Here is a 20,121-nt window from a genome sequence, read left to right as displayed (position 1 = left end):
TGGAGCCTCGCTTCTCTCGTGGTACGTCTTGCAGGGTGTTCTCGGGTGGGCGGGGCGGTCAGGATCGCTTCCGTACGAGCAGGTCGCCGTCCGCTACACCGGCTGCCAGCCGTTCGGCCAAGATGTCGAGCGCGGCCAGTTGACGGCGCACCTCGGCGCGGTGCCGTTCCGTTTCGATGAGGACCGTATCCAGGTCAGCCACGGCGCGGGGCGACAGCTGCGGCAGGTCCATGTCCCGTACGCTCACCCGGCGCACGAGGGAGCCACTGCCACGCTGCTGATTACGGGGTGCGGACAACAGGGCGGCCAGCGGGTGCGGGCGCATCCACAGCCGCTCCGGATGCACGTCCCTGCCTTTCGCGAGATCGGCCTTGAAAGCCTGGTACGCCGAAATCCTCAGTCCCTGCACGGGGGCCAGCAGCACACAGCCACCCGCATCGTCCACGTGCGTGTGCACCCCATGTTCAGTGAACAGGAAGACGTCACCTACTTCGGTGTACCTGCTCTGCGGGTAGGCACTGAGGACTTCCGGCATGATGCGCCGTGCGCCGATGGTCAGGGCGCCGAGCATCTCCTCGCGGCCGATCACCGGGAATCCGGCGTCCCCGATGTCGCTCTCGCGAATGCGGTGACCCGGCAGCAGCCGAAGCTGGCCCGCCTTCAACTGGGATCCGACATTGTGATGCTCGGCCTTCGGGTCACGTTCGGCGATACCCAGGTCAGCGATCCACTGCTTGAGATGCGGCAGCGCGGCGTACGCGTCCTGTCTCGCCTCCACGGTCGCCGCCATGTGGTCGAGCCCCTTCCGCGGCGCGGCCAGCCGATGTGCGGGCAGTACGGAGCGCCCGTCGAGCAGCGACGGGATACCGGGAGCGGGCGCGGCAACCGGGAAACGCTGTGCCTCCTCCGTCATCGGAGTCTCACCACTGTGCAGCAGGCCGACGACCTGGCGCGGCCACGCGTCGCCGACGCGTCGCGCCAGCCGATCGGCGTCGATGAGTAGTGCTCTGGACGGCTCCCGTGGTCCGTCGGCCCTGCCTCGCAGCAAGAGCAGTGCGTGCTCGGCACCGGTCCTGAAGGCGTGAACACGGCGAGGCAGCTGAACGACCGCCGCGACGGAGTCCGTCTTGAACAGGTCCTCCCGCATGCGGACGTTGGCGGTCACCCTCCCGCCGCGAGGCCTCGACAGCGTCCAGGCCGGAACGACCACAAGGCCGAGGCCTTCGGGCCGCAGACGGCGTACCGCTTCCATGGCCCAGCTCAGGGGACCGTCCTCGTCACCCTCGCGCTCACCCGACGCGTAAGGGGGATCGGCCAACACCAGGTCCGCGAGGGGAAACCCCCACGGCTGCTCTCGAGGGTCGGCATCCGACCGCAGTTGTTGTGCCTGCGGGCGGATGCCGCCCAGCTCCGCCACGTCGGCGCACAGCTCGACGCCCTCGGCCATCCAGTGAGCGAGCAACCGGTAGGCCAGCAGCCTGCGTCGTAGCGGGTCGGGCTCCACCGCCACGACCTCTCCCGCTGCGTGCATCTCGCCGATGGCGAAGAGCAACTCGCCGGTTCCCGCACACAGGTTGACCACGGCCCGGGGCTCGGGCCCGTACAGGAGGGGCTCGGCCAGCGCGGCGATCAGATCGGCCACGGAGCTGGGTGTCTCGTCCATCGCAAGGTCGGACTCAAGACGTCCCGCCAAACCGAGAACGATGTCGGCCGCCGCACCTGCGCTGCCCAACTCGTCGATCAGCTCGTCGACGGTGTCCTCGACCTGCTGGCCGGCGCGGTCGAGATCAGCGAGCAGGCCGCCGTACAGCCCCTCCTCTACGGTGCCGCCGCCTTCCCCCGCCATCGCCGCGACTGCAAGCGCCCGGACGAGCAGGTCGTCGACATTCTGCTCCCCGTGCCCGAGCGTGACGAGCTTGCGCAGGCGCAGCCCGCTGCGGAAGCGTTCCCCGTACGTCGGCAGGGTGCCGTCCGAGGCGGGCTCGGCATCCGGAACCGGCCGGCCGTCGAGCCACTGCGCGATCTCCTGAGCGTCGAAAAGCGGCTTGCTGTCGCTACCGCCGACGGGCTTGGGAAACGCTTCGTGACGCCGCCGCCAGTTGCTCACCGTGGGCCGGCCGACCTCAGCGAGCTCCTTTATCTCGCCAAGGGTCACCAGCTCATACCGCCGCCGCTCGCTCACAGCGTGATCTCCTCATCGCCCGACAACACCCGGGCCTTGCGTGCCAGGACGGCAGGGACCTGGCTGTACTTGTCGTGGCGCGCCGCCAGCTCCGGGGCCACCAGGCGCATCAGGTCGACGGCCGTACGGAAGTCCTGGTCGAGGCGGCGGTGCTCGATGCGCTCGTGGTGCGCGATGCGGTTGCGCAGGGTTCGCATGCGGTCGAACCGCTCGTACAGAGCATCGCGCCCGTGCCCGCGGAAGCAGTGGCGCAACGCTGGGTACCAGTACCTCATCTCGTAGTTGCCTCGGCCGCCGGTACTGAGCAGAGCGACCCAGAATCCGAACGGCAGCTTCGCGACGATGTCGCTCGGCCCGTACGGCCGTCGGCGGTCCGCCAGCTGGTCCTCGGCCCGGCGGATGTCGCCCAGCGCGTAGCCGTTGGGCTCGGACCGCCGCAGGTTCCACCAGTCCGGCTGACCGAACTTGCCGGCGAGCTGACGATGGATCCGGTTGCGCAGGCTCACTTCCAGGTCACGCAAGGGGCTGTGCAGCGCGCGGGCCGCCTCCGCGTCCCATGCGTACAGGCGAAGAGCGAGCTCGGTATCACCCTTGCAGACCTGCAGGAACGGCTGGAACCGCTCCGGTGAGATGGCTTCCACTAACTGGACTTCGTCCGCCCTCGTCATCCGCCCCGCCCTTTCTCCTGCTCGGCAGCCGTGCTAGCCTGCCTGAGTACGCCTTGGAGTCCTGTCACCGCTTGCTTCACCGCATGGCACACAGCCCGAGGTAGAGCCTGGTTGTCTGCCCCCGAGTCCGCCCGCCCAATTCAGGCGGACTCGGGGGCGCAACTGCTTCTAGAGCACGCACGGCCAAGGCCCCCGAACGAGCCCGGGCTCCTCGACCACGATCCACAGTAGTAGCCACACGAAGCCCAGCGCAACAAACAGCGCGACGCAGTTCTGAGAACCCGGGTTCTCAGGTGGAGTCGGTTTTTTGTGAGCCGCCTGAAAAGATGCGCCTAGACCGTTCTCCCCCGGATCGGCCAGGACACATGGCGAAGGTCAGACCTGCCGGAGCTTCTGGGTGTCGAGGTAGGGACCGGCAGACTTGACCATGTCCGGGCCCCGCCCGCGCGGGGCCGCACAACCGGTGCAGGGGGTGCGGCATGCAGCGGCGCGCTCGCGCGTGCTGATTGGCCGGGAGGCGCACCGCACACGGGAAGGGGCCCGGGCGCATCTGCACCCGGGCCCTTTCCACTCCTGTCGGCCGACCGGCCTAACCCGCTCACGTCGTACGGCGCCTGCGCGCTCCCGGACGCCGCTCGCTCGGCCGGTACACGTTCTCCCCGGCCTCCTTCGCGGCCTCGCGGCGCGCCGCCCCGTACTCCGCCAGGGCTTCCGCGAGCTTGCCCACGCTCGGCTCCGGCGACAGGACGTCGACCCGCAGACCGTGCTCCTCGGCCGTCTTGGCCGTGGCCGGGCCGATGCACGCGATGACGGTGACGTTGTGCGGCTTGCCGGCGATGCCCACGAGGTTGCGCACGGTGCTCGACGACGTGAAGAGCACCGCGTCGAAGCCGCCGCCCTTGATCGCCTCGCGCGTGTCCTGCGGCGGCGGCGAGGCGCGCACGGTCCGGTAGGCGGTGACGTCGTCGACCTCCCACCCGAGCTCGATGAGCCCGGCGACCAGGGTCTCGGTGGCGATGTCGGCGCGCGGCAGGAAGACGCGGTCGATCGGGTCGAAGACCGGGTCGTACGGCGGCCAGTCCTCCAGCAGACCGGCGGCGGACTGCTCGCCGCTCGGCACCAGGTCGGGCTTGACGCCGAACTCCACCAGCGCGGCGGCGGTCTGCTCGCCCACGGCCGCGACCTTGATGCCCGCGAAGGCGCGGGCGTCGAGCCCGTACTCCTCGAACTTCTCGCGTACGGCCTTGACCGCGTTCATCGAGGTGAACGCGATCCACTCGTAGCGGCCGGTGACGAGTCCCTTGACGGCCCGCTCCATCTGCTGCGGGGTGCGCGGCGGCTCCACGGCGATGGTCGGCACCTCGTGCGGCACGGCGCCGTACGAACGCAGCTGGTCGGAGAGCGAGGCGGCCTGCTCCTTGGTGCGCGGGACGAGCACGCGCCAGCCGAAGAGCGGCTTCGACTCGAACCAGGACAGCTCCTCGCGGCGCGCGGCGGCGCCGTGCTCCCCGACCACGGCTATGACGGGCCGCGACCCCTCCGGGGACGGAAGGATCTTGCCCTGCTTGAACACCTGGGCGATGGTCCCCAGGGTCGCGCTCCACGTCCGCTGGCGGGTGGTGGTGCCGGCGACGGTCACGGTGAGCGGGGTGTCGGGCTTGCGCCCGGCGCCCACGAGTTCGGCGGCGGCCGCCGAGACCGTCTCCAGCGTCGCGGAGACGACGAGGATGCCGTCGCTGGCGCCCGCCTCGCTCCAGCAGCGCGCGGAGGCGTTGCGGGCGTTCACGAACCGGACGTCGGCACCCTGCTTGCCGCTCAGCGGGACACCGGCGTACGCGGGTACGCCGACGGCGGTCGCGACTCCGGGAACCACCTCGAAGGGGATGCCCTCGGTGGCGCAGGCGAGCATCTCCTCGGCCGCGTTCCCGTCGAGCCCGGGGTCACCGGTGACGGCACGGACGACCCGCCTGCCGGAGCGCGCGGCCTCCATGACAAGATTGGCGACGTCGTTGAGAGCAAGAGGTGTTCGGATCACCGGGACCCCGGCGGATGCTGACAGATCGTCAGCAGTCGTCAGCTGAGGCGTGTCCACCCCCGCGCGCGCATGCGTCCGTACGACGTCGAGCACCTCGGGCTCCGCGATCAGTACGTCCGCGGCGGCAAGGGCCTCGACGGCGCGCAGCGTCAGCAGACCCGGGTCGCCCGGACCGGCACCGAGGAAGGTGACGTGCCCGTGGACGGCGACCGCCGGGAAAGCGGAGGTGTTGGGACTTGTGGGGTTCAAAGCGACCGCTCCCCCATCAGACCGGCCGCACCCTTGGCGAGCATCTCGTCCGCGAGTTCGCGTCCGAGCGCCATCGCCTCGTCGTACGACGAGGGCACGGGACCGGTGGTGGACATCTGTACCAGCGTGGAACCGTCGAGGGTTCCCACGACTCCACGCAGGCGCATCTCATGGACAATCTGCCCGTCGGCCAGCAGGTCGGCGAGCGCCCCCACGGGAGCGCTGCAGCCGGCCTCCAGGGCGGCGAGCAGGGCGCGCTCCGCGGTCACGGCGGCCCGGGTGTACGGGTCGTCGAGCTCGCCGAGCGCGGCGATCAGGTCCGTGTCGGACGCGACGCACTCCACGGCCAGGGCACCCTGGCCGGGTGCGGGCAGCACGTTGTCGACGGACAGCAGGTCGGTGGCCTCGTCTCCGCGGCCGATCCGGTTGAGCCCGGCGGCGGCGAGGACGACGGCGTCGAGCTCTCCGTTCCGCACGTAGCCGATCCGGGTGTCGACGTTGCCGCGGATGGCGACGGTCTCGATGACCTTGCCCAGCGACCTGGCGTAGGCGTGCAGCAGGGACTGGCGCCGGGGCGAACCGGTGCCGACCCGCGCGCCGTCGGGCAGCTGCTCGAAGGTCAGGCCGTCGCGGGCGACGAGCGCGTCCCGGGGGTCCTCGCGCCGCGGCATGGCCGCGATGACGAGGTCGTCGGGCTGCGTGGTGGGCAGGTCCTTCAGCGAGTGCACGGCGAAGTCGACCTCGCCGCGTACGAGGGCCTCGCGCAGGGCGGTGACGAAGACGCCGGTGCCGCCGATCTGCGAGAGGCGCTCGCGGGACACGTCACCGTAGGTCGTGATCTCCACGAGCTCGACGGGCCGGCCGGTGATCGCCCGTACCGCCTCGGCTACATGTCCGGACTGGGACATGGCCAGCTTGCTTCGCCGCGTGCCGAGCCGGAGGGGCTGGTCGAGACGTGGATTCATGATGCCCGTCCTGAGTCGTCGTTCTTGTCTGCCGCGTCCGCCCGGCTGACGGAGGCCACCGTCTGCGGGTCGAGATCGAAGAGTTCGCGCAGCGCTTCCGCGTACCCGGCGCCGCCGGGCTCGCTCGCGAGCTGCTTCACGCGCACGGTCGGCGCGTGGAGGAGCTTGTCGACGACGCGGCGTACGGTCTGGGTCACTTCGGCCCGCTGCCGCTCGTCGAGATCGGGGACCCGCCCGTCGAGCCGCGCCACTTCCATGGCGACGACCTCGGCGGCCATGGCGCGCAGGGCGACCACGGTGGGAGTGATGTGCGCGGCCCGCTGCGCGGCACCGAACGCGGCCACTTCCTCGGCGACTATCCCGCGCACGGCGTCGACGTCGGCGGCCATCGGCGCGTCGGCGCTCGCTTCGGCCAGCGACTCGATGTCGACGAGCCGCACGCCGGGGATCCGGTGGACGGCGGCGTCGATGTCGCGGGGCATCGCCAGGTCCAGCAGTGCGAGCCGTACCGGCTGCGCGTCGACCTGGTTGCGGGCACCCTTGCGCGGCTGCCGCTGCGCGGCCGCCTCGCCCTGGTCGGCCCAGGTCCCGTGCAGTTCGAGCGCGCTGGCGTCCACCCCGGTCAGGGCGGCGCGCCCGTCGGCGCTGCGCGCCGGATCGGACGCGAGCGCGTCGACGCCCACGGGACACCCGTCGCGCTCCTCGACCGCCACCTTGCTCCGCACGGCCCCGGCGTCGGCGATCCGCTGCCCGCCGGCCGCGAGCGCAGCGAGCCGCGCGACAAGCTCGGCGTCAGGCCCGGTGGCACCAGATCCGGCCTCGCCCGATCCACCCTCACCGGCGTTCGAGGCGCGGGGTCCGGGGCGGAGCCGCGGGTGGGGGACAGCCCCCGCGGGGTCCGAACCCAAGGCTCCGGCCACGTCGTCCCCGGTCAGCACGAGCCCGGTCGCACCGGTACACGAAACGACCACGTCGACTCGTGTCAGCTCATCCGCGACCAGCGACATCGGCACGGCCGAAGCCCGCACCCCGGTGCCCGAGGCAACCAGGATCTCGGCGAGCCGCTCCGCCCGCTCGGCGGTCCGGTTCGCCACGACGATCTCGGCGACGCCGACCCGCGCGAGCGTCGCCGCCGCCAGCGAGGACATCGACCCGGCACCGATGACGAGCGCCCGCTTCCCGGCGGCCCAGTCCTGTACCGGCACGCGCACCGCGAGCTGCTCCAGCCCGAAGGTCACCAGCGACTGCCCCGCCCGGTCGATGCCGGTCTCGGAGTGCGCCCGCTTGCCGACCCGCAGGGCCTGCTGGAAGAGGTCGTTGATCAGGCGGCCCGCCGTGTGGAGCTCCTGCCCCCGCGCCAGCGCGTCCTTGATCTGGCCGAGGATCTGCCCCTCGCCGACGACCATCGAGTCCAGCCCGCACGCCACCGAGAACAGGTGGTGCACCGCCCGGTCCTCGTAGTGCACGTAGAGATAGGGGGTGAGCTCCTCCAGAGCCACCCCGCTGTGCTGCGCGAGCAGCGTGGAGAGCTCGGCCACGCCCGCGTGGAACTTGTCCACGTCCGCGTACAGCTCGATCCGGTTGCACGTGGCGAGGACGGCCGCCTCCGCCGCCGGCTCCGCGGCCAGCGTGTCGTGCAGCAGCTTGGTCTTGGCATCGGCCGACAGCGAGGCGCGCTCCAGCACGCTCACGGGCGCGCTGCGATGGCTCAGCCCTACGACGAGCAGGCTCATGCCGGCATCACCGCCGGCACGTCGCCCTCGGGTCCGCTCTTGCGGGCCACGGCGGTCGCGCGCCCGGCGGGCGGCACGACGGCGGCGGCCGGGGCCGCGCCGGTGCCGCCGCCCGCGGGGGAGCCGCCGGCGGCGGCAGCCGCGGCCGCTTCCTCGCCGGCCTTGCGCTGCTCGTGGAACGCCAGGATCTGCAGCTCGATCGACAGGTCGACCTTGCGTACGTCCACGCCCTCGGGCACGGACAGGACGGTCGGCGCGAAGTTCAGGATGGAGGTGACGCCGGCCGCGATGAGGCGCTCGCTCACCTGCTGGGCCGCACCCGCCGGGGTCGCGATGACCCCGATCGAGACGCCGTTCTCCTCGATGATCTTCTCCAGTTCATCGGTGTGCTGCACGGGGATGCCGGCGACGGGCTTCCCGGCCATGGCCGGATCGGCGTCGATCAGCGCCGCCACGCGGAAGCCGCGGGACGCGAAGCCGCCGTAGTTGGCGAGGGCCGCCCCGAGGTTGCCGATGCCGACGATGACGACCGGCCAGTCCTGGGTCAGTCCGAGCTCGCGGGAGATCTGGTAGACGAGGTACTCCACGTCGTAGCCGACCCCGCGGGTCCCGTAGGAACCGAGGTAGGAGAAGTCCTTGCGGAGCTTCGCGGAGTTCACCCCCGCGGCAGCGGCGAGCTCCTCGGAGGACACCGTGGGAACCGATCGCTCGGAGAGCGCGGTGAGGGCGCGCAAGTACAGCGGAAGCCGGGCGACAGTGGCCTCGGGAATACCTCGGCTGCGGGTCGCCGGTCGGTGAGTTCGGCCAGTTGCCACGATGCTCCTGCGGGATGAGCGGGGCTGCAGGTGGCCACTTGTCCCAGGACCACCCCGTCGAATGCAGGCTATGTCTTTGTGAACGCGTGCACAAAGATTGTGTCCGGTTTGTCCGACCAAAGTGACCGGGGTCACGCGCCCCGGGCGCGCGGGGCGGGAACGGCCGACACGCCGAACCCGTTCAATTCCGGAGGGGGGCAAACCGGCACACACTCCTCACCGATACGCCCCCGATCCCTCATAAATCACCCATGATCACCATCGCCCGAGGGCTCAGGCCCCCAAGGCCCGTCGGAGCCGGTCGGGGTTCACCCTCCAGAAGGTGTGCTGGTCGCCGTCGACGAGCACGACCGGAATCTGCTCCCAGTGCCGGCGGTAGAGCTCCTCGTCCTGCGAGATGTCCTTCTTCTCCCACTGCGCCCCTGTTTCGGCACAGACCTTCTCGATGACCTCCTGGGCGTCGTCGCACAGATGACACCCCGGCTTCCCGATGAGCGTGACCATCCGCTCCTCGGGCCGCTTCTTTTGCGCACGGCGCAGCAAAGGACTCATGTCCCCATTCTCCCGCGCCCGCGCACCGCCCGGACCGGGCCGGAGGCCGCGAAGAGTTCACGCCCCCGATTCCATTCGGTTCGGGAACTCCCGAACACAATGGCTATGCTCGCGTCATGTCCGCTCTCGGATGGCTCACCCCCCGTAGGCGTTCCGCGACCGCGCGGAGCGTGCTGGCAGGCGAGGCCTCGGCCGAGGCCGCCCGCAAGACCGCGCTGGCCGATGACGGCCTCGACGCCCCGGCCTCGGACACGGCCGAAGGCGTGCGCGCCGCGGCGCCGGCCGCCGAGGTCCCCGACACGGCCCCCGAGCCCGAACCGGAACCCGAGTTCCCCGTGGCCGGCGACGACCTCGCCGCCGCCTTCTTCGACCTCGACAACACGGTCATGCAGGGCGCCGCGATCTTCCACTTCGGCCGCGGCCTCTACAAGCGCGAGTTCTTCCGCCGCCGCGAACTCGCCCGCTTCGCCTGGCAGCAGGCCTGGTTCCGGCTCGCCGGGGTCGAGGACCCCGACCACATGCAGGACGCCCGCGACAGCGCGCTGTCGATCGTGAAGGGCCACAAGGTCTCCGAGCTGATGGCCATCGGCGAGGAGATCTACGACGAGTACATGGCGGAGCGGATCTGGCCGGGCACCCGCGCCCTGGCCCAGGCCCACCTCGACGCCGGCCAGAAGGTGTGGCTGGTGACGGCGGCCCCCGTCGAAACCGCCACGATCATCGCCCGCCGGCTCGGCCTCACCGGCGCCCTGGGCACCGTCGCGGAGTCCGTGGACAACGTCTACACCGGCCGCCTCGTCGGCGAGCCGCTGCACGGCCCCGCCAAGGCGGAGGCCGTACGCGCCCTGGCCGCGGCCGAGGGCCTGGACCTCGAGCGCTGCGCCGCGTACAGCGATTCGCACAACGACATTCCGATGCTGTCGCTGGTCGGCCATCCGTACGCGATCAATCCCGATACAAAACTGCGCAAGCATGCCCGCGCCCACGACTGGCGCCTGCGCGACTATCGGACCGGTCGCAAGGCCGTGAAGGTCGGCGTCCCGGCGGCCGCCGGGGTCGGCGCGATCGCGGGCGGCGCGGCCGCCGCGATCGCCCTGCACCGCCGCCGCAAGTAGCGGCCGCGGGGCCCCCGCCCGGGCCCCCACCCGCCCCCACCTGCCCTTGTTACCCCCATGCCCCTGTCCGTCCTGCGGACAGGGGCATTCGCTCACCTCTACCCGCACCCCCGGCGCGGCACTCCGCCCTGCCCGACTCGGTCGCGGGCCACCCTGGAAGCCGCCATTCCGCGTATCCAATCGATCAAGAATCGATCACCAACTGCGACGGAATATGCCCTCGACACGCAACAGAAGTGTCGTAACCGGTGATTTGAGCAACTGGGTGTAGCGCTGCCTGTACGAAGCGTTATTCTCCTCAAACGCATGCCACCGCCCATCTGTCGCCACGACGGGTGAACGGTCCCGCACTGCACGTGATGGAAGCTCTGCCACTGGGAGTCCCGTGTACCCACCTGTCGGGGTTGACGCCTCGGGCCTGGCTACGCTGCGCGAAACGGTCCTCGACCACCTGCGCGGCTTCGTCCCCACCGCGTACGCCGTCCCCGCATTCGCCACCGCGGTCCCCGCCGGACTCGGCCCGGCCGGTCCTTGCTATGCCCTGACCGACGGCGGCGCGACGGTGGGCAGACGCGGACGCTCGGGCGGCGCGACCGCCGGGGGCGCCGCCACCGGGACCACCGCGCCGGCCGCCCGCCGCCCCACCGCGGACAGCGACCAGGCCCGCATGATGGACCTGGTCGAACGCGCCCAGGCCGGCGAGGCCGAAGCCTTCGGTCGCCTGTACGACCAGTACAGCGACACCGTCTACCGCTACATCTACTACCGCGTGGGCGGCAAGGCGACCGCGGAGGATCTCACCAGCGAGACCTTCCTGCGCGCGCTGCGCCGCATCTCCACCTTCACCTGGCAGGGCCGTGACTTCGGCGCCTGGCTCGTGACGATCGCCCGCAACCTGGTCGCCGACCACTTCAAGTCGAGCCGCTTCCGCCTCGAGGTCACCACGGGCGAAATGCTCGACGCCAACGAGGTGGAACGGTCCCCCGAGGACTCCGTCCTGGAGTCCCTCTCCAACGCGGCCCTGCTGGAAGCCGTACGGAAACTCAATCCGCAGCAGCAGGAGTGCGTGACCCTGCGCTTCCTGCAGGGCCTCTCGGTCGCCGAGACGGCCAGGGTGATGGGAAAGAACGAGGGCGCCATCAAGACGCTCCAGTACCGGGCCGTCCGCACCCTGGCCCGCCTCCTTCCCGACGACGCCCGCTGACGCCGCCCCTTCACTCACCCCGGTATCCCTCCCTGATGACATTGATGACACTGACGACGCTGTGGTCCGATCATCCTTCGTCCGTAACCCAAGTGCCGCGCCGATCGTTGTGGGGAATGCAGGCTCCCTGTGGACAAGCCTCACCCGAAGCCGATCACCCGAAAGGGTGGACGTGCTCAAGGAAGGCAACCTTCCGGACACCTTGGGGAGTCGATCGTCATGACGAGAGGAGGTGCCGCCAGTGATCGCGAACGTGACTCCGCACCGGCGGGCGAACGCCTTCGCCCAGGCCCTGGAGGATCGGACCCTGTCCGATCTTTCGGAACCGGACCCGGCGGCCGAGCAGTCCGAGGCACCTGCCGAACCTGCCGACCACGACCGGTTGTTGGCCCTGGCGAGCGCGCTCGGCGAAAGAATGCCGCGCCCAGTGCTGGACGCCGAGGTCAAAATGGTGCAGCGAGCTCAGCTCGTCGCCGCCATGGAGACCATGGTGATGGAGGAGAGGGCCGGCGGCAACGCCGCCTCGGACCCTCAAGTGCCCGAACAGCGGACCGGCCGCGGCGCCCACCGGGCGACCTCGCTCCGGAAATTGCGGCCCCGCTCCCGCTGGTCCAAGGGCATCGCAGCGGGCGGCCTCACCGTAGGTGTGGCCGCGGGGGCCTTCAGCGGCGTGGCCGCTGCGAGTACGAACGCCCTTCCGGGTGACCACCTGTACCCCGTGAAGCGGGGCATGGAGGACATCCGGCTCGGGATGGCCGACGACGACTCGGACCGGGGCGAGCTCTATCTCGACCAGGCCTCGAGCCGCCTGTCGGAAGCCCGGAGGCTCATGGAGCGCGGGCGCCTGGGCGCGCTGGACCACGAGTCCCTCGGCGAGATCCGCCGGGCACTCGCGGGTATGAAGCACGACGCCTCGGAGGGCCACCGGCTCCTTCAGGCTGCCTACGAACGGGACGGCTCGCTCGGCCCGATCCAGGCACTGTCCTCGTTCTCCCGCTCGCACCGCGACGCGTGGGACAGGCTCCGCGGGAACCTCCCCGTGCAGCTCACCGACATGGGCGGTGAGGTCGAGTCGGTGTTCCAGGCCATAGACCAAGACGTGGCGCCGCTGCAGGGCCTGCTTCCGAAGCCTCCGGAACAGACCCGCGGCTCCGGCCCCTCCACGAGGCCGAGCGCCCCGGCGGGCAAGCAGCAGACGGCGCCCTCCCAGGGCACCCCGTCGGCCGCCCCCACCCCGTCGGCATCGGGATCCGGGTCCGCGAAGACCCCGCCCCCCGACGGCGGCCTCCTGGGCGGTACGGGCAACCTGCTGAACCCGCCCGCGGGCCAGTCGACCCCGTCCACCTCCGGCGCCCCGCAGTACCCGCAGCCGGACATCACCCTGCCGCCGCTGCTCCCCGGGCTCCTCCCGGGGCTGGGCATCAAGGCGGAGGACGCCGACTGACATCGCCCGGCACGGCAAGCGCCGGTGGAACCGCTCTCGCGGCTCCACCGGCGCTTCTGCTGGTGCGGGGTCAGAAGAAGACGGACCGCCGCTGCACCAGCAGCTTGTACAACGTGTGCTGGATCTGCTCCCGGACCTGGTCCGTGAGGTTGAACATCAGCATCGGGTCCTCGGCCGCCTCCGCCGCGTACCCCGCGGTCTCGATCGGCTCGCCGAACTGGATCGTCCACTTCGTCGGCAGCGGCACCGCACCCAGCGGCCCCAGCCAGGGGAACGTCGGAGTGATCGGGAAGTAGGGGATCCCCAACAGCCGCGCCACCGTCTTGGCGTTGCCGATCATCGGGTAGATCTCCTCCGCCCCCACGATCGAGCAGGGCACGATCGGCGTCCCCGCGCGCAGCGCGGTCGACACGAAGCCGCCCCGCCCGAACCGCTGGAGCTTGTACCGGTCCCCGAACGGCTTCCCTATTCCCTTGAAGCCCTCGGGCATCACACCCACCAGCTCCCCGGCCTCCAGCAGCCGCTGCGCGTCCTCCGCGCACGCCAGCGTGTGGCCGGCCTTCCGCGCGAGCTCGTTCACTCCGGGCAGCATGAACACCAGGTCCGCCGCCAGCAGCCGCAGGTGCCGCTCCGCCGGGTGGTGGTCGTGCACGGCCACCTGGAGCATCAGGCCGTCCAGCGGCAGCGTCCCGGAGTGGTTGGCCACGATCAGCGCGCCGCCCTCCTTCGGGACGTTCTCGATGCCCTTGACCTCGACCCGGAAGTACTTCTCGAACAGCGGCCGCATCAGCGACATCAGGACCTGATCGGTCAGCTCCTTGTCGTAGCCGAAGTCGTCGACCTCGTACTCCCCGGTGATCCGGCGCCGCAGGAACGCCAGTCCGCCGGCGATGCGCCGGTCCCAGTCCGCACCGGCCGCACCCCGGCCCTCGGAACCCGCCGCGCCCGATGGCTCCGGCGCGACCGCGATCAGCGGCTCGCCCACCTGATCCGGCTCGGCCCCGGACAGGGCCCGTACCCGCCGCGGCGGCCGTCGCCGCGGCCGGTCCTCGTCGAACGGAATGACTTTGGCGTCCGCCACTATCGCTTCGCTCCCTCAGCCACCGGCGCCTTGCGCGCTCCGGCACTCGCCTCTGTGCTCGCGTCCACGTCCAGCAGGCCCGCCACCCGGTCCACGGCCCGCGCCACCCGTTCCGGGGGCAGCAGCCCGTTCCCCCGGCTCCGCGTGAAGTCCGCGAAGGTCTCGGCGGTCGTGTACGCGGGACTGAATCCCAGCACCTCCCGCATCTGTGCGGTCTCCACGACCCGCCCGTGCGTCAGAAGCCTTATCTGCTCCGGTGAGAAGTCGGTCGCCCCGACGGCGCGCAGCGCCGAGCCCACCCAGGTCACCGCGGGCAGCAGCAGCGGCAGCGCGGGACGGCCCAGCCGCCGCGCGCACTGCGACAGCAGCAGTACCCCGTCACCCGCGATGTTGAAGGTCCCGCTGTTCAGGGTCCCGCGCACGGGTTCCCCGGCGGCCAGCCGCAGCACGTCCAGCACGTCGTCCTCGTGGACGAACTGGAGGCGCGGGTCGTAGCCCAGCACCGTCGGGATCAGCGGCATCGAGAAGTACTCGGCGAGCGCGGAGTCCGCGAAGGGACCGAGGATGTTCGCGAACCGCAGCACGCACACGGCGACGTCCGGCCGTCTGCGCGCGAAGCCGCGCACATAGCCCTCGACTTCGACGGCGTCCTTGGCGAATCCGGCCGCGGGCAGCGATTTGGGCTGGGTGGTCTCGGTGAAGACGGCCGGGTCCCGCGAGGTGCCCCCGTACACACTGGTACTGGACTTCACCACGAGGCGCCGTACCGTCGGGGACTTCTGGCAGGCCCCGAGCAGCTGCATCGTCCCGATGACGTTGGTTTCCTTGACGGTGCTGTACGAACCCGAGCCGGCGCCCGTCGCCGCGCCTCCGGTGACCGCCAGATGGACCACCGTGTCGACGGCGTTCTCGGCGAGTACGCGGGCGATCGACGACTGCCTGATGTCCGCACGGACGAACTCCGCCGATCCCAGCCGGTGCGGCGGGGTCACCGCGTCGACCGCGATCACCCGCTCGACCTCCGGGTCACGCTGGATCCGCCGCACGAAACGGCCTCCCAGCTGCCGGGCAGCCCCGGTAACGAGCACGACCTTCCCCACGAGCTCAGCGCCTCCCTCGAAGAAGTCCCCCGGCTGCACCGCAGCCCCTCCACCAGAATGGTGGAGGGGCTGCGGAAAACACGTACAGCTGCCGTTTACTTCTTGTTACGGCGCTGGACGCGGGTGCGCTTGAGCAGCTTGCGGTGCTTCTTCTTGGCCATCCGCTTACGCCGCTTCTTGATAACAGAGCCCACGACTACCCTCGCTCACTTCTCGGAACATCCCCGCGTCAGCGGGGATCTCGGTGCGGGGCGTCTGGGCCCACACGACCTACGTCGGCCTAGCCTACCCGTCCGAGCTCTGAGCTTGTAATCCGGTGCTTCCGAGGGGCAATCACGGGCTCCCGACCCTTGCCCTCAGGCCGATTCCACCCCCACGAAGGAGTCACGCAGGTACTCGTGCACCGCATTTTCGGGGACCCGGAAGGACCGGCCCACCCGGATTGCGGGCAGATGGCCGTTGTGCACCAATCGGTACACGGTCATCTTCGACACTCGCATCACCGAGGCGACCTCCGCCACGGTCAGGAACTGAACCTCACTGAGAGGCCTCTCGCCAGCAGCCATGACACACCTTGACCTTCCGCGCATGACGGGCACCGGCTTCCCCTCCGGTTACGCCCCGTCGTCGCACGCTCACTCACCAGAGTAGGGGCGTGTGATACGAGTGGGGAAGAGGAGCTACGGCCACTCCTGACGGCGCGGCAGATCCGCCCGGCCGAGCACATAGCGCGTGAGGGGTCGGTAGGAGTCCGCGCGCACCGCGTCATCAAGCGGAACCGCCACCGAGACCCGCCCCTCGGCCTCCCCCACGAACAGCGCCGGATCATCCGTATCGGCCAGCCCGATCGCCTCCACACCCAGCTGACCTGCACCGCAGACCCACCCGTGGTCCCCCACCACCAGCTCCGGCAGCGGCCCGCCGGCCTCCGCCAGGGCCCCGAGGGCGATCCGAACCGGCAGGGGTGAATGGGTGTGCGCGCCGGTGGCACTCCCGGGCGGGCGCGCGCCGTCTTCCCGCACCAGTGCGACCCCCCGTACGTAATCGATCCTGTGCCGGCGTACGCCGAACCGGGTCTTCATGTCGACGACGGCCCCCCGCGCCGGAGTGAGGACATCACATCCCGCCGCCGACATCGACCCGGCCAAGGTGGCGTAGAACCCCAGGAGCCGATGGGGATGACCGGTGCCGAACAGTACGGGTGCCCGCGCCCCGGCGGCCGCGCGCAGCCGCTCCGCGAAGGCGTCCAGTCCCGCCACCGTGCGCTCGGGGTCGATCACGTCCGGCCCGCTGACGTGCGACGGGTCCGCCGAGACCCCGCACTTGTCGGCCATCAGCCGCAGCAGGTCCCCCTCGCCCCAGCCCCCTTCGGGATCCAGCCCGAGCAGCACCCGGGGATCGCGCGCCGCGAACAGCCGGTAACTGCGCAGGCTCTCCTCCCGGGACGTGGCGACGGGCCCGGCCAGCCGGGCCGCCAACAAATGCGCACGCAACGCGCCGGTACTCAACACCCTGCCGATGCTCCCGCACCTGACCTGGCGGCTCATCAGTTCCGGGCAATCACACCACCGTTGGCGTAATGCCGTCCCGGCGCCGCGGGATCAGGCCAGCAGCCCCCGCAGCGGGAACGCCGCGCGCCGCGTGGCCAGCACCGCCTGGTCGATCCGGTCCGCCGGATCGTAACCGGACTCCCAGTCACGCCACGCGGCCACCCGCCCGTCCGTCATCCGTCCCGGCGCCAGCTCCCTCGTCCGCGCGTACACCTCGTCCCGCCAGGACGCCGGCACCGCCGTCTCGGGGTCGACCGGCCGGTGTCCGGCGATCGCCACCAGATGCGTCCACGACCGCGGGACGACGTCCACGACCGCGTAACCACCCCCGCCCAACGCCAGCCACCGCCCGCCCGCATGGGCGTGCGCCAGCTCGTGGCAGGCCTCCTGGACCGCCCGCTGGGCGTCCAGCGACACCGCCAGATGGGCCAACGGGTCCTCGAAGTGCGTATCGGCCCCGTGCTGGGTCACCAGCACCTGCGGCGCGAAGTCCGCCAACAGCTCGGGCACCACCGAGTGGAAGGCCCGCAGCCATCCCTCGTCCCCGGTCCCCGCGGGCAGCGCGATGTTCACCGCCGAGCCCTCCGCGGCCGGCCCGCCCGTCTCCTCGGGCCAGCCGGTCTGGGGGAACAGCGTCCTCGGGTGCTCGTGGAGGGAGACGGTCAGCACGCGCGGGTCGTCCCAGAACGCCGCCTGCACCCCGTCGCCGTGGTGGACGTCCACGTCCACGTACGCGACCCGCTCGGCGCCCAGCTCCAGGAGCCGGGCGATCGCCAGCGCCGCGTCGTTGTACACGCAGAACCCGGCCGCGCTCCCCGGCATCGCGTGGTGCAGGCCTCCGGCGAAGTTCACGGCGTGCTCGGCGTCCCCCCGCCAGACCGCCTCGGCGCCCGCCACCGACTGCCCGGCGATCAGCGCGGACGCCTCGTGCATCCCGTGGAAGGCCGGATCGTCCATGGTCCCGAGCCCGTACGAACCGTCCGCGGCTCCGGGGTCCGCGGACACCTCGCGCACGGCCGCCACGTAGTCCTCGCGGTGGACGAGCCTCAGGGTCGAGTCCCCGGCCGGCCGGCCCGCCCGTACCTCGAGCTCCCGGTCCAGCCCGAAGGCCCGCACCAGGCCCATCGTCAGCGCCAGGCGTACCGGGTCCATCGGATGGCCCGGCCCGAAGTCATACTTCGTTACCGCCTCGTCCCACATCAACAGCCCGGTCACCGGCTCGCCGCTCATGCCCGACACCGTATCGGGCGCCCTGCGCGCCGAACGAGCGGGCATGGAAAAGAGTGACGAGGACGAGCACCATCGGCACGAGCATCGCGCCCCGGTAGCTCCAGGCATCACCGATCGCGCCGACGAGCGGCGCCCCGATCAGGAATCCCACGTAGTTGAAGATGTTGAGCCGGGCGATGGCGGTGTCGGAGGAACCGGGGAACAGCCGCCCCGCGGCGGCGAAGGTCTGCGGCACGATCACGCACAGCCCGATCCCCAGCAGCGTGAAGCCGAGCATCCCCGCCCACGCCCCGGGCGCTCCCGCGACCACGGCGAACCCGAGCGCGGCGACGAGCGTCCCGATCCGTACGACGGCCACGGCACCGAAGCGGCGCACGCCCTGATCGCCGACGGCCCGGCCGATCAGGGTGGTCACCATGTAGACGTTGTACGGGACCGTCGCGAGCTGCTCCGAGCTCCCCAGCACGTCCTGGAGGTACTTGGCGCTCCAGTTCGACACCGTCGAGTCCCCGATGTACGCACACGCCATCACCAGGCACAGCGGCAGCAGCAGCTTGAACCCGCCGGCTCCGAGGCCCTTCTCGGCACCGGCCATCGCCTCTCCCGCGTCCTGGTCCACGTAGGAGCGGCCGGCGAGGAGCACGAGCGGCAGCAGGACCACGACTGCGGGCAGGTAGGAGGTGGACAGCGCGAGGTGCCAGTGCGCCCCCGCCCAGGCGGCGGACGCGCCCAGGATGCCGCCGAGGCTGTAGGAGGCGTGGAACCCCAGCATGATGCTGCGCCCGTACGCACCCTGCAGGCTCACCCCGAGCATGTTCATGGACGCGTCGAGCGCCCCCACGAACAGCCCGAACGCCCCGAGGGCGAGCGCCACGTGCCACATCTGCGTGCCGGCGCCCACCCCGAGCAGCGCCAGCAGGACGAGGGGCTGCGCCCACCGCAGCACGGTGCCGGGTGCCACCCGCTTCACCAGGTGCTCGGTGACCACGCTGGACAGCCCCGCGAGGACGGGTACGGCCGCCAGGAAGGCGGGCAGCAGAGCGTCGGATATGCCGTACCGGTCCTGAATGGCCGGGATCCGCGTCACGAGGAGCGCGAACGTCACGCCCTGCACGAAGAAACTGAACCCCAAAGCCCCGCGCCCGCGGCTCAGCCGCGCGTCTGCTGTCATGGCGGCTCAGCGTAGGCGGCGGCCCTACCCGTGGGTAGAGCTGATCACATATCGATTGGGTCAGTGATCGAAACCGCCGCTGTAGCCGCCTTCCAGGCCCAGCAGTGCGGCGAGCTGGTTCATGTCACCGAAGTAGCCGGTGGCACCGGGCATCCGGTCGGCGGGCATCATCGCGGTGTACCCGTACACGTCCATGCCGGCGGCCACGGCGGCCTGGACGCCCAGCGGGCTGTCCTCGATGACCACGCAGCGGGCGGGGGCCACGCCCATCCGGTCGGCGGCGTGCAGGAACAGGTCGGGCGCCGGCTTGCCCCGGCCCACGTCCTCCGCGCTGAAGATCCACTCCTCCTCGAACCACTCGTCGAGCCCGGCCGCCCGGTGTCCGACCCGGATCCGCTCGTGAATCCCGGAGGACGCGAGGCAGTACGCCGTACCCGTCTCCACCAGCGCGGCCAGCACGTCCTCGACCCCGGGCACGGGCTTGAGCTCGCGCTCGAAGGCCGCGAAGGTGCGGGCGTGCAGCGTGGCGTCGAAGTCGGCCGGCAGCGCCTGCCCGGTCCGCTCCGTCACGAGGTCGTGCACCCGGTGCACGGCGGCGCCCATGTAGTCGCGGAGCGACTCCTCGTACGAGGTCGGGTGGCCCAGCTCGGTCAGGTACCCGGCGAGGATGCTGTTGGCGAGCGGCTCGCTGTCCACCAGCACGCCGTCGTTGTCGAAGATGACGAGGTCGTAGCCCATGCGACAACCCTACGAGCCGTCAGTGCAAATCCATCCGGACCCCATGCCGGGCATCCGCAGGACATCCAAAGATCCTCGGCTCCCCGCTCCCCGCTCCCCGCTCCCCGCTCCCCGCGACGATCACCCGGTGACGCGAGCGCGGCAGAGCGACCGACCGCCGCTGCTGGGGCCGAGACGGACGGCGAAAGACACGTGAACGCAGAAAAGCCCCGCACCGTGCCCTGTAAGGGCTGGTGCGGGGCTTTCCCACAATAATTGTTCGGCGGCGTCCTACTCTCCCACAGGGTCC

18 protein-coding genes are annotated in these 20,121 nt (G+C 71.1%); 3 read left to right on the top strand and 15 right to left on the bottom strand.

Going from position 1 to position 20,121, the window contains the following annotated elements:
• Nucleotides 1-58: 58 nt before the first annotated feature.
• The 7 genes from ABZY44_RS28640 to ABZY44_RS28610 all read right to left on the bottom strand — a co-directional run bounded on the left by ABZY44_RS28640 (nt 59) and on the right by ABZY44_RS28610 (nt 9,199).
• Nucleotides 59-2,182, bottom strand: coding sequence for a hypothetical protein (locus ABZY44_RS28640; RefSeq protein WP_356658751.1), 2,124 nt, complete (start codon nt 2,180-2,182; stop codon nt 59-61).
• Nucleotides 2,179-2,823, bottom strand: coding sequence for a hypothetical protein (locus ABZY44_RS28635; RefSeq protein ID WP_356658749.1), 645 nt, complete (start codon nt 2,821-2,823; stop codon nt 2,179-2,181). Before ABZY44_RS28635 ends, ABZY44_RS28640 begins: the two co-directional genes overlap by 4 nt.
• 625 nt (nt 2,824-3,448) lie before the next feature.
• Nucleotides 3,449-5,134 carry a bifunctional uroporphyrinogen-III C-methyltransferase/uroporphyrinogen-III synthase gene (locus ABZY44_RS28630; RefSeq protein ID WP_356658747.1) on the bottom strand — a complete coding sequence of 562 codons (1,686 nt, stop codon included), beginning with the start codon at nt 5,132-5,134 and terminating at the stop codon, nt 3,449-3,451.
• Nucleotides 5,131-6,099 carry a hydroxymethylbilane synthase gene (gene hemC, locus ABZY44_RS28625; protein WP_356658745.1) on the bottom strand — a complete coding sequence of 323 codons (969 nt, stop codon included), beginning with the start codon at nt 6,097-6,099 and terminating at the stop codon, nt 5,131-5,133. Before hemC ends, ABZY44_RS28630 begins: the two co-directional genes overlap by 4 nt.
• A complete protein-coding gene (locus ABZY44_RS28620) occupies nt 6,096-7,832 on the bottom strand; it encodes a glutamyl-tRNA reductase (RefSeq protein ID WP_356658744.1) in 1,737 nt (578 codons plus the stop codon). Before ABZY44_RS28620 ends, hemC begins: the two co-directional genes overlap by 4 nt.
• Nucleotides 7,829-8,647 (bottom strand): redox-sensing transcriptional repressor Rex, encoded by an 819-nt coding sequence (locus tag ABZY44_RS28615; RefSeq protein ID WP_356658742.1) that lies wholly within the window; start codon nt 8,645-8,647, stop codon nt 7,829-7,831. The genes ABZY44_RS28620 and ABZY44_RS28615 overlap by 4 nt, the downstream gene beginning before the upstream one ends.
• 273 nt (nt 8,648-8,920) lie before the next feature.
• Nucleotides 8,921-9,199: a glutaredoxin family protein gene (locus ABZY44_RS28610; RefSeq protein WP_356658740.1), complete on the bottom strand. Its 279-nt coding sequence runs from the start codon at nt 9,197-9,199 to the stop codon at nt 8,921-8,923.
• Nucleotides 9,200-9,315: 116 nt separating this feature from the next.
• On the opposite strand from ABZY44_RS28610, the gene ABZY44_RS28605 reads away from it, so the two are divergent.
• From ABZY44_RS28605 to ABZY44_RS28595, 3 genes are all read left to right on the top strand, one after another.
• Nucleotides 9,316-10,314, top strand: coding sequence for an HAD-IB family hydrolase (locus ABZY44_RS28605; RefSeq protein ID WP_356658738.1), 999 nt, complete (start codon nt 9,316-9,318; stop codon nt 10,312-10,314).
• Nucleotides 10,315-10,699: 385 nt separating this feature from the next.
• Nucleotides 10,700-11,518 carry an ECF subfamily RNA polymerase sigma factor, BldN family gene (locus ABZY44_RS28600; protein WP_356658736.1) on the top strand — a complete coding sequence of 273 codons (819 nt, stop codon included), beginning with the start codon at nt 10,700-10,702 and terminating at the stop codon, nt 11,516-11,518.
• A gap of 241 nt (nt 11,519-11,759) precedes the next feature.
• Nucleotides 11,760-12,962, top strand: coding sequence for a DUF5667 domain-containing protein (locus ABZY44_RS28595; protein ID WP_356658734.1), 1,203 nt, complete (start codon nt 11,760-11,762; stop codon nt 12,960-12,962).
• A gap of 70 nt (nt 12,963-13,032) precedes the next feature.
• On the opposite strand, the gene ABZY44_RS28590 is transcribed toward ABZY44_RS28595, so the two are convergent.
• The 8 genes from ABZY44_RS28590 to ABZY44_RS28555 all read right to left on the bottom strand — a co-directional run bounded on the left by ABZY44_RS28590 (nt 13,033) and on the right by ABZY44_RS28555 (nt 19,832).
• Nucleotides 13,033-14,043: a lysophospholipid acyltransferase family protein gene (locus ABZY44_RS28590; RefSeq protein ID WP_356658732.1), complete on the bottom strand. Its 1,011-nt coding sequence runs from the start codon at nt 14,041-14,043 to the stop codon at nt 13,033-13,035.
• Nucleotides 14,043-15,143, bottom strand: a complete 1,101-nt coding sequence (locus tag ABZY44_RS28585; protein WP_356658730.1) for an NAD-dependent epimerase/dehydratase family protein — start codon at nt 15,141-15,143, stop codon at nt 14,043-14,045. Before ABZY44_RS28585 ends, ABZY44_RS28590 begins: the two co-directional genes overlap by 1 nt.
• Before the next feature lie 95 nt (nt 15,144-15,238).
• Nucleotides 15,239-15,337: an AURKAIP1/COX24 domain-containing protein gene (locus ABZY44_RS28580; RefSeq protein WP_003948845.1), complete on the bottom strand. Its 99-nt coding sequence runs from the start codon at nt 15,335-15,337 to the stop codon at nt 15,239-15,241.
• Nucleotides 15,338-15,499: 162 nt separating this feature from the next.
• Nucleotides 15,500-15,709, bottom strand: a complete 210-nt coding sequence (locus ABZY44_RS28575) for a helix-turn-helix domain-containing protein (protein ID WP_215021298.1) — start codon at nt 15,707-15,709, stop codon at nt 15,500-15,502.
• A 114-nt stretch (nt 15,710-15,823) separates the two neighbouring features.
• Complete coding sequence (locus ABZY44_RS28570; protein ID WP_356658728.1) at nt 15,824-16,654, bottom strand: phosphatase; 831 nt, start codon at nt 16,652-16,654, stop codon at nt 15,824-15,826.
• Between the two features lie 90 nt (nt 16,655-16,744).
• Nucleotides 16,745-17,893, bottom strand: coding sequence for an acetoin utilization protein AcuC (locus ABZY44_RS28565; RefSeq protein ID WP_356658771.1), 1,149 nt, complete (start codon nt 17,891-17,893; stop codon nt 16,745-16,747).
• Nucleotides 17,865-19,094 carry an MFS transporter gene (locus tag ABZY44_RS28560; protein WP_356658727.1) on the bottom strand — a complete coding sequence of 410 codons (1,230 nt, stop codon included), beginning with the start codon at nt 19,092-19,094 and terminating at the stop codon, nt 17,865-17,867. The genes ABZY44_RS28565 and ABZY44_RS28560 overlap by 29 nt, the downstream gene beginning before the upstream one ends.
• Before the next feature lie 60 nt (nt 19,095-19,154).
• On the bottom strand, nt 19,155-19,832 hold the full coding sequence (locus ABZY44_RS28555) for an HAD family hydrolase (RefSeq protein ID WP_356658726.1): 678 nt from the start codon (nt 19,830-19,832) through the stop codon (nt 19,155-19,157).
• Between the last annotated feature and the right edge of the window lie 289 nt (nt 19,833-20,121).

Origin of the sequence: Streptomyces sp. NPDC006544 (assembly GCF_040611715.1) — a bacterium.
In the GTDB taxonomy this organism is placed as follows: Bacteria; Actinomycetota; Actinomycetes; order Streptomycetales; family Streptomycetaceae; genus Streptomyces.
The sequence above is the reverse complement of the archived record's forward strand: the minus strand, read 5'-3'. Positions and strand labels throughout refer to the sequence as shown.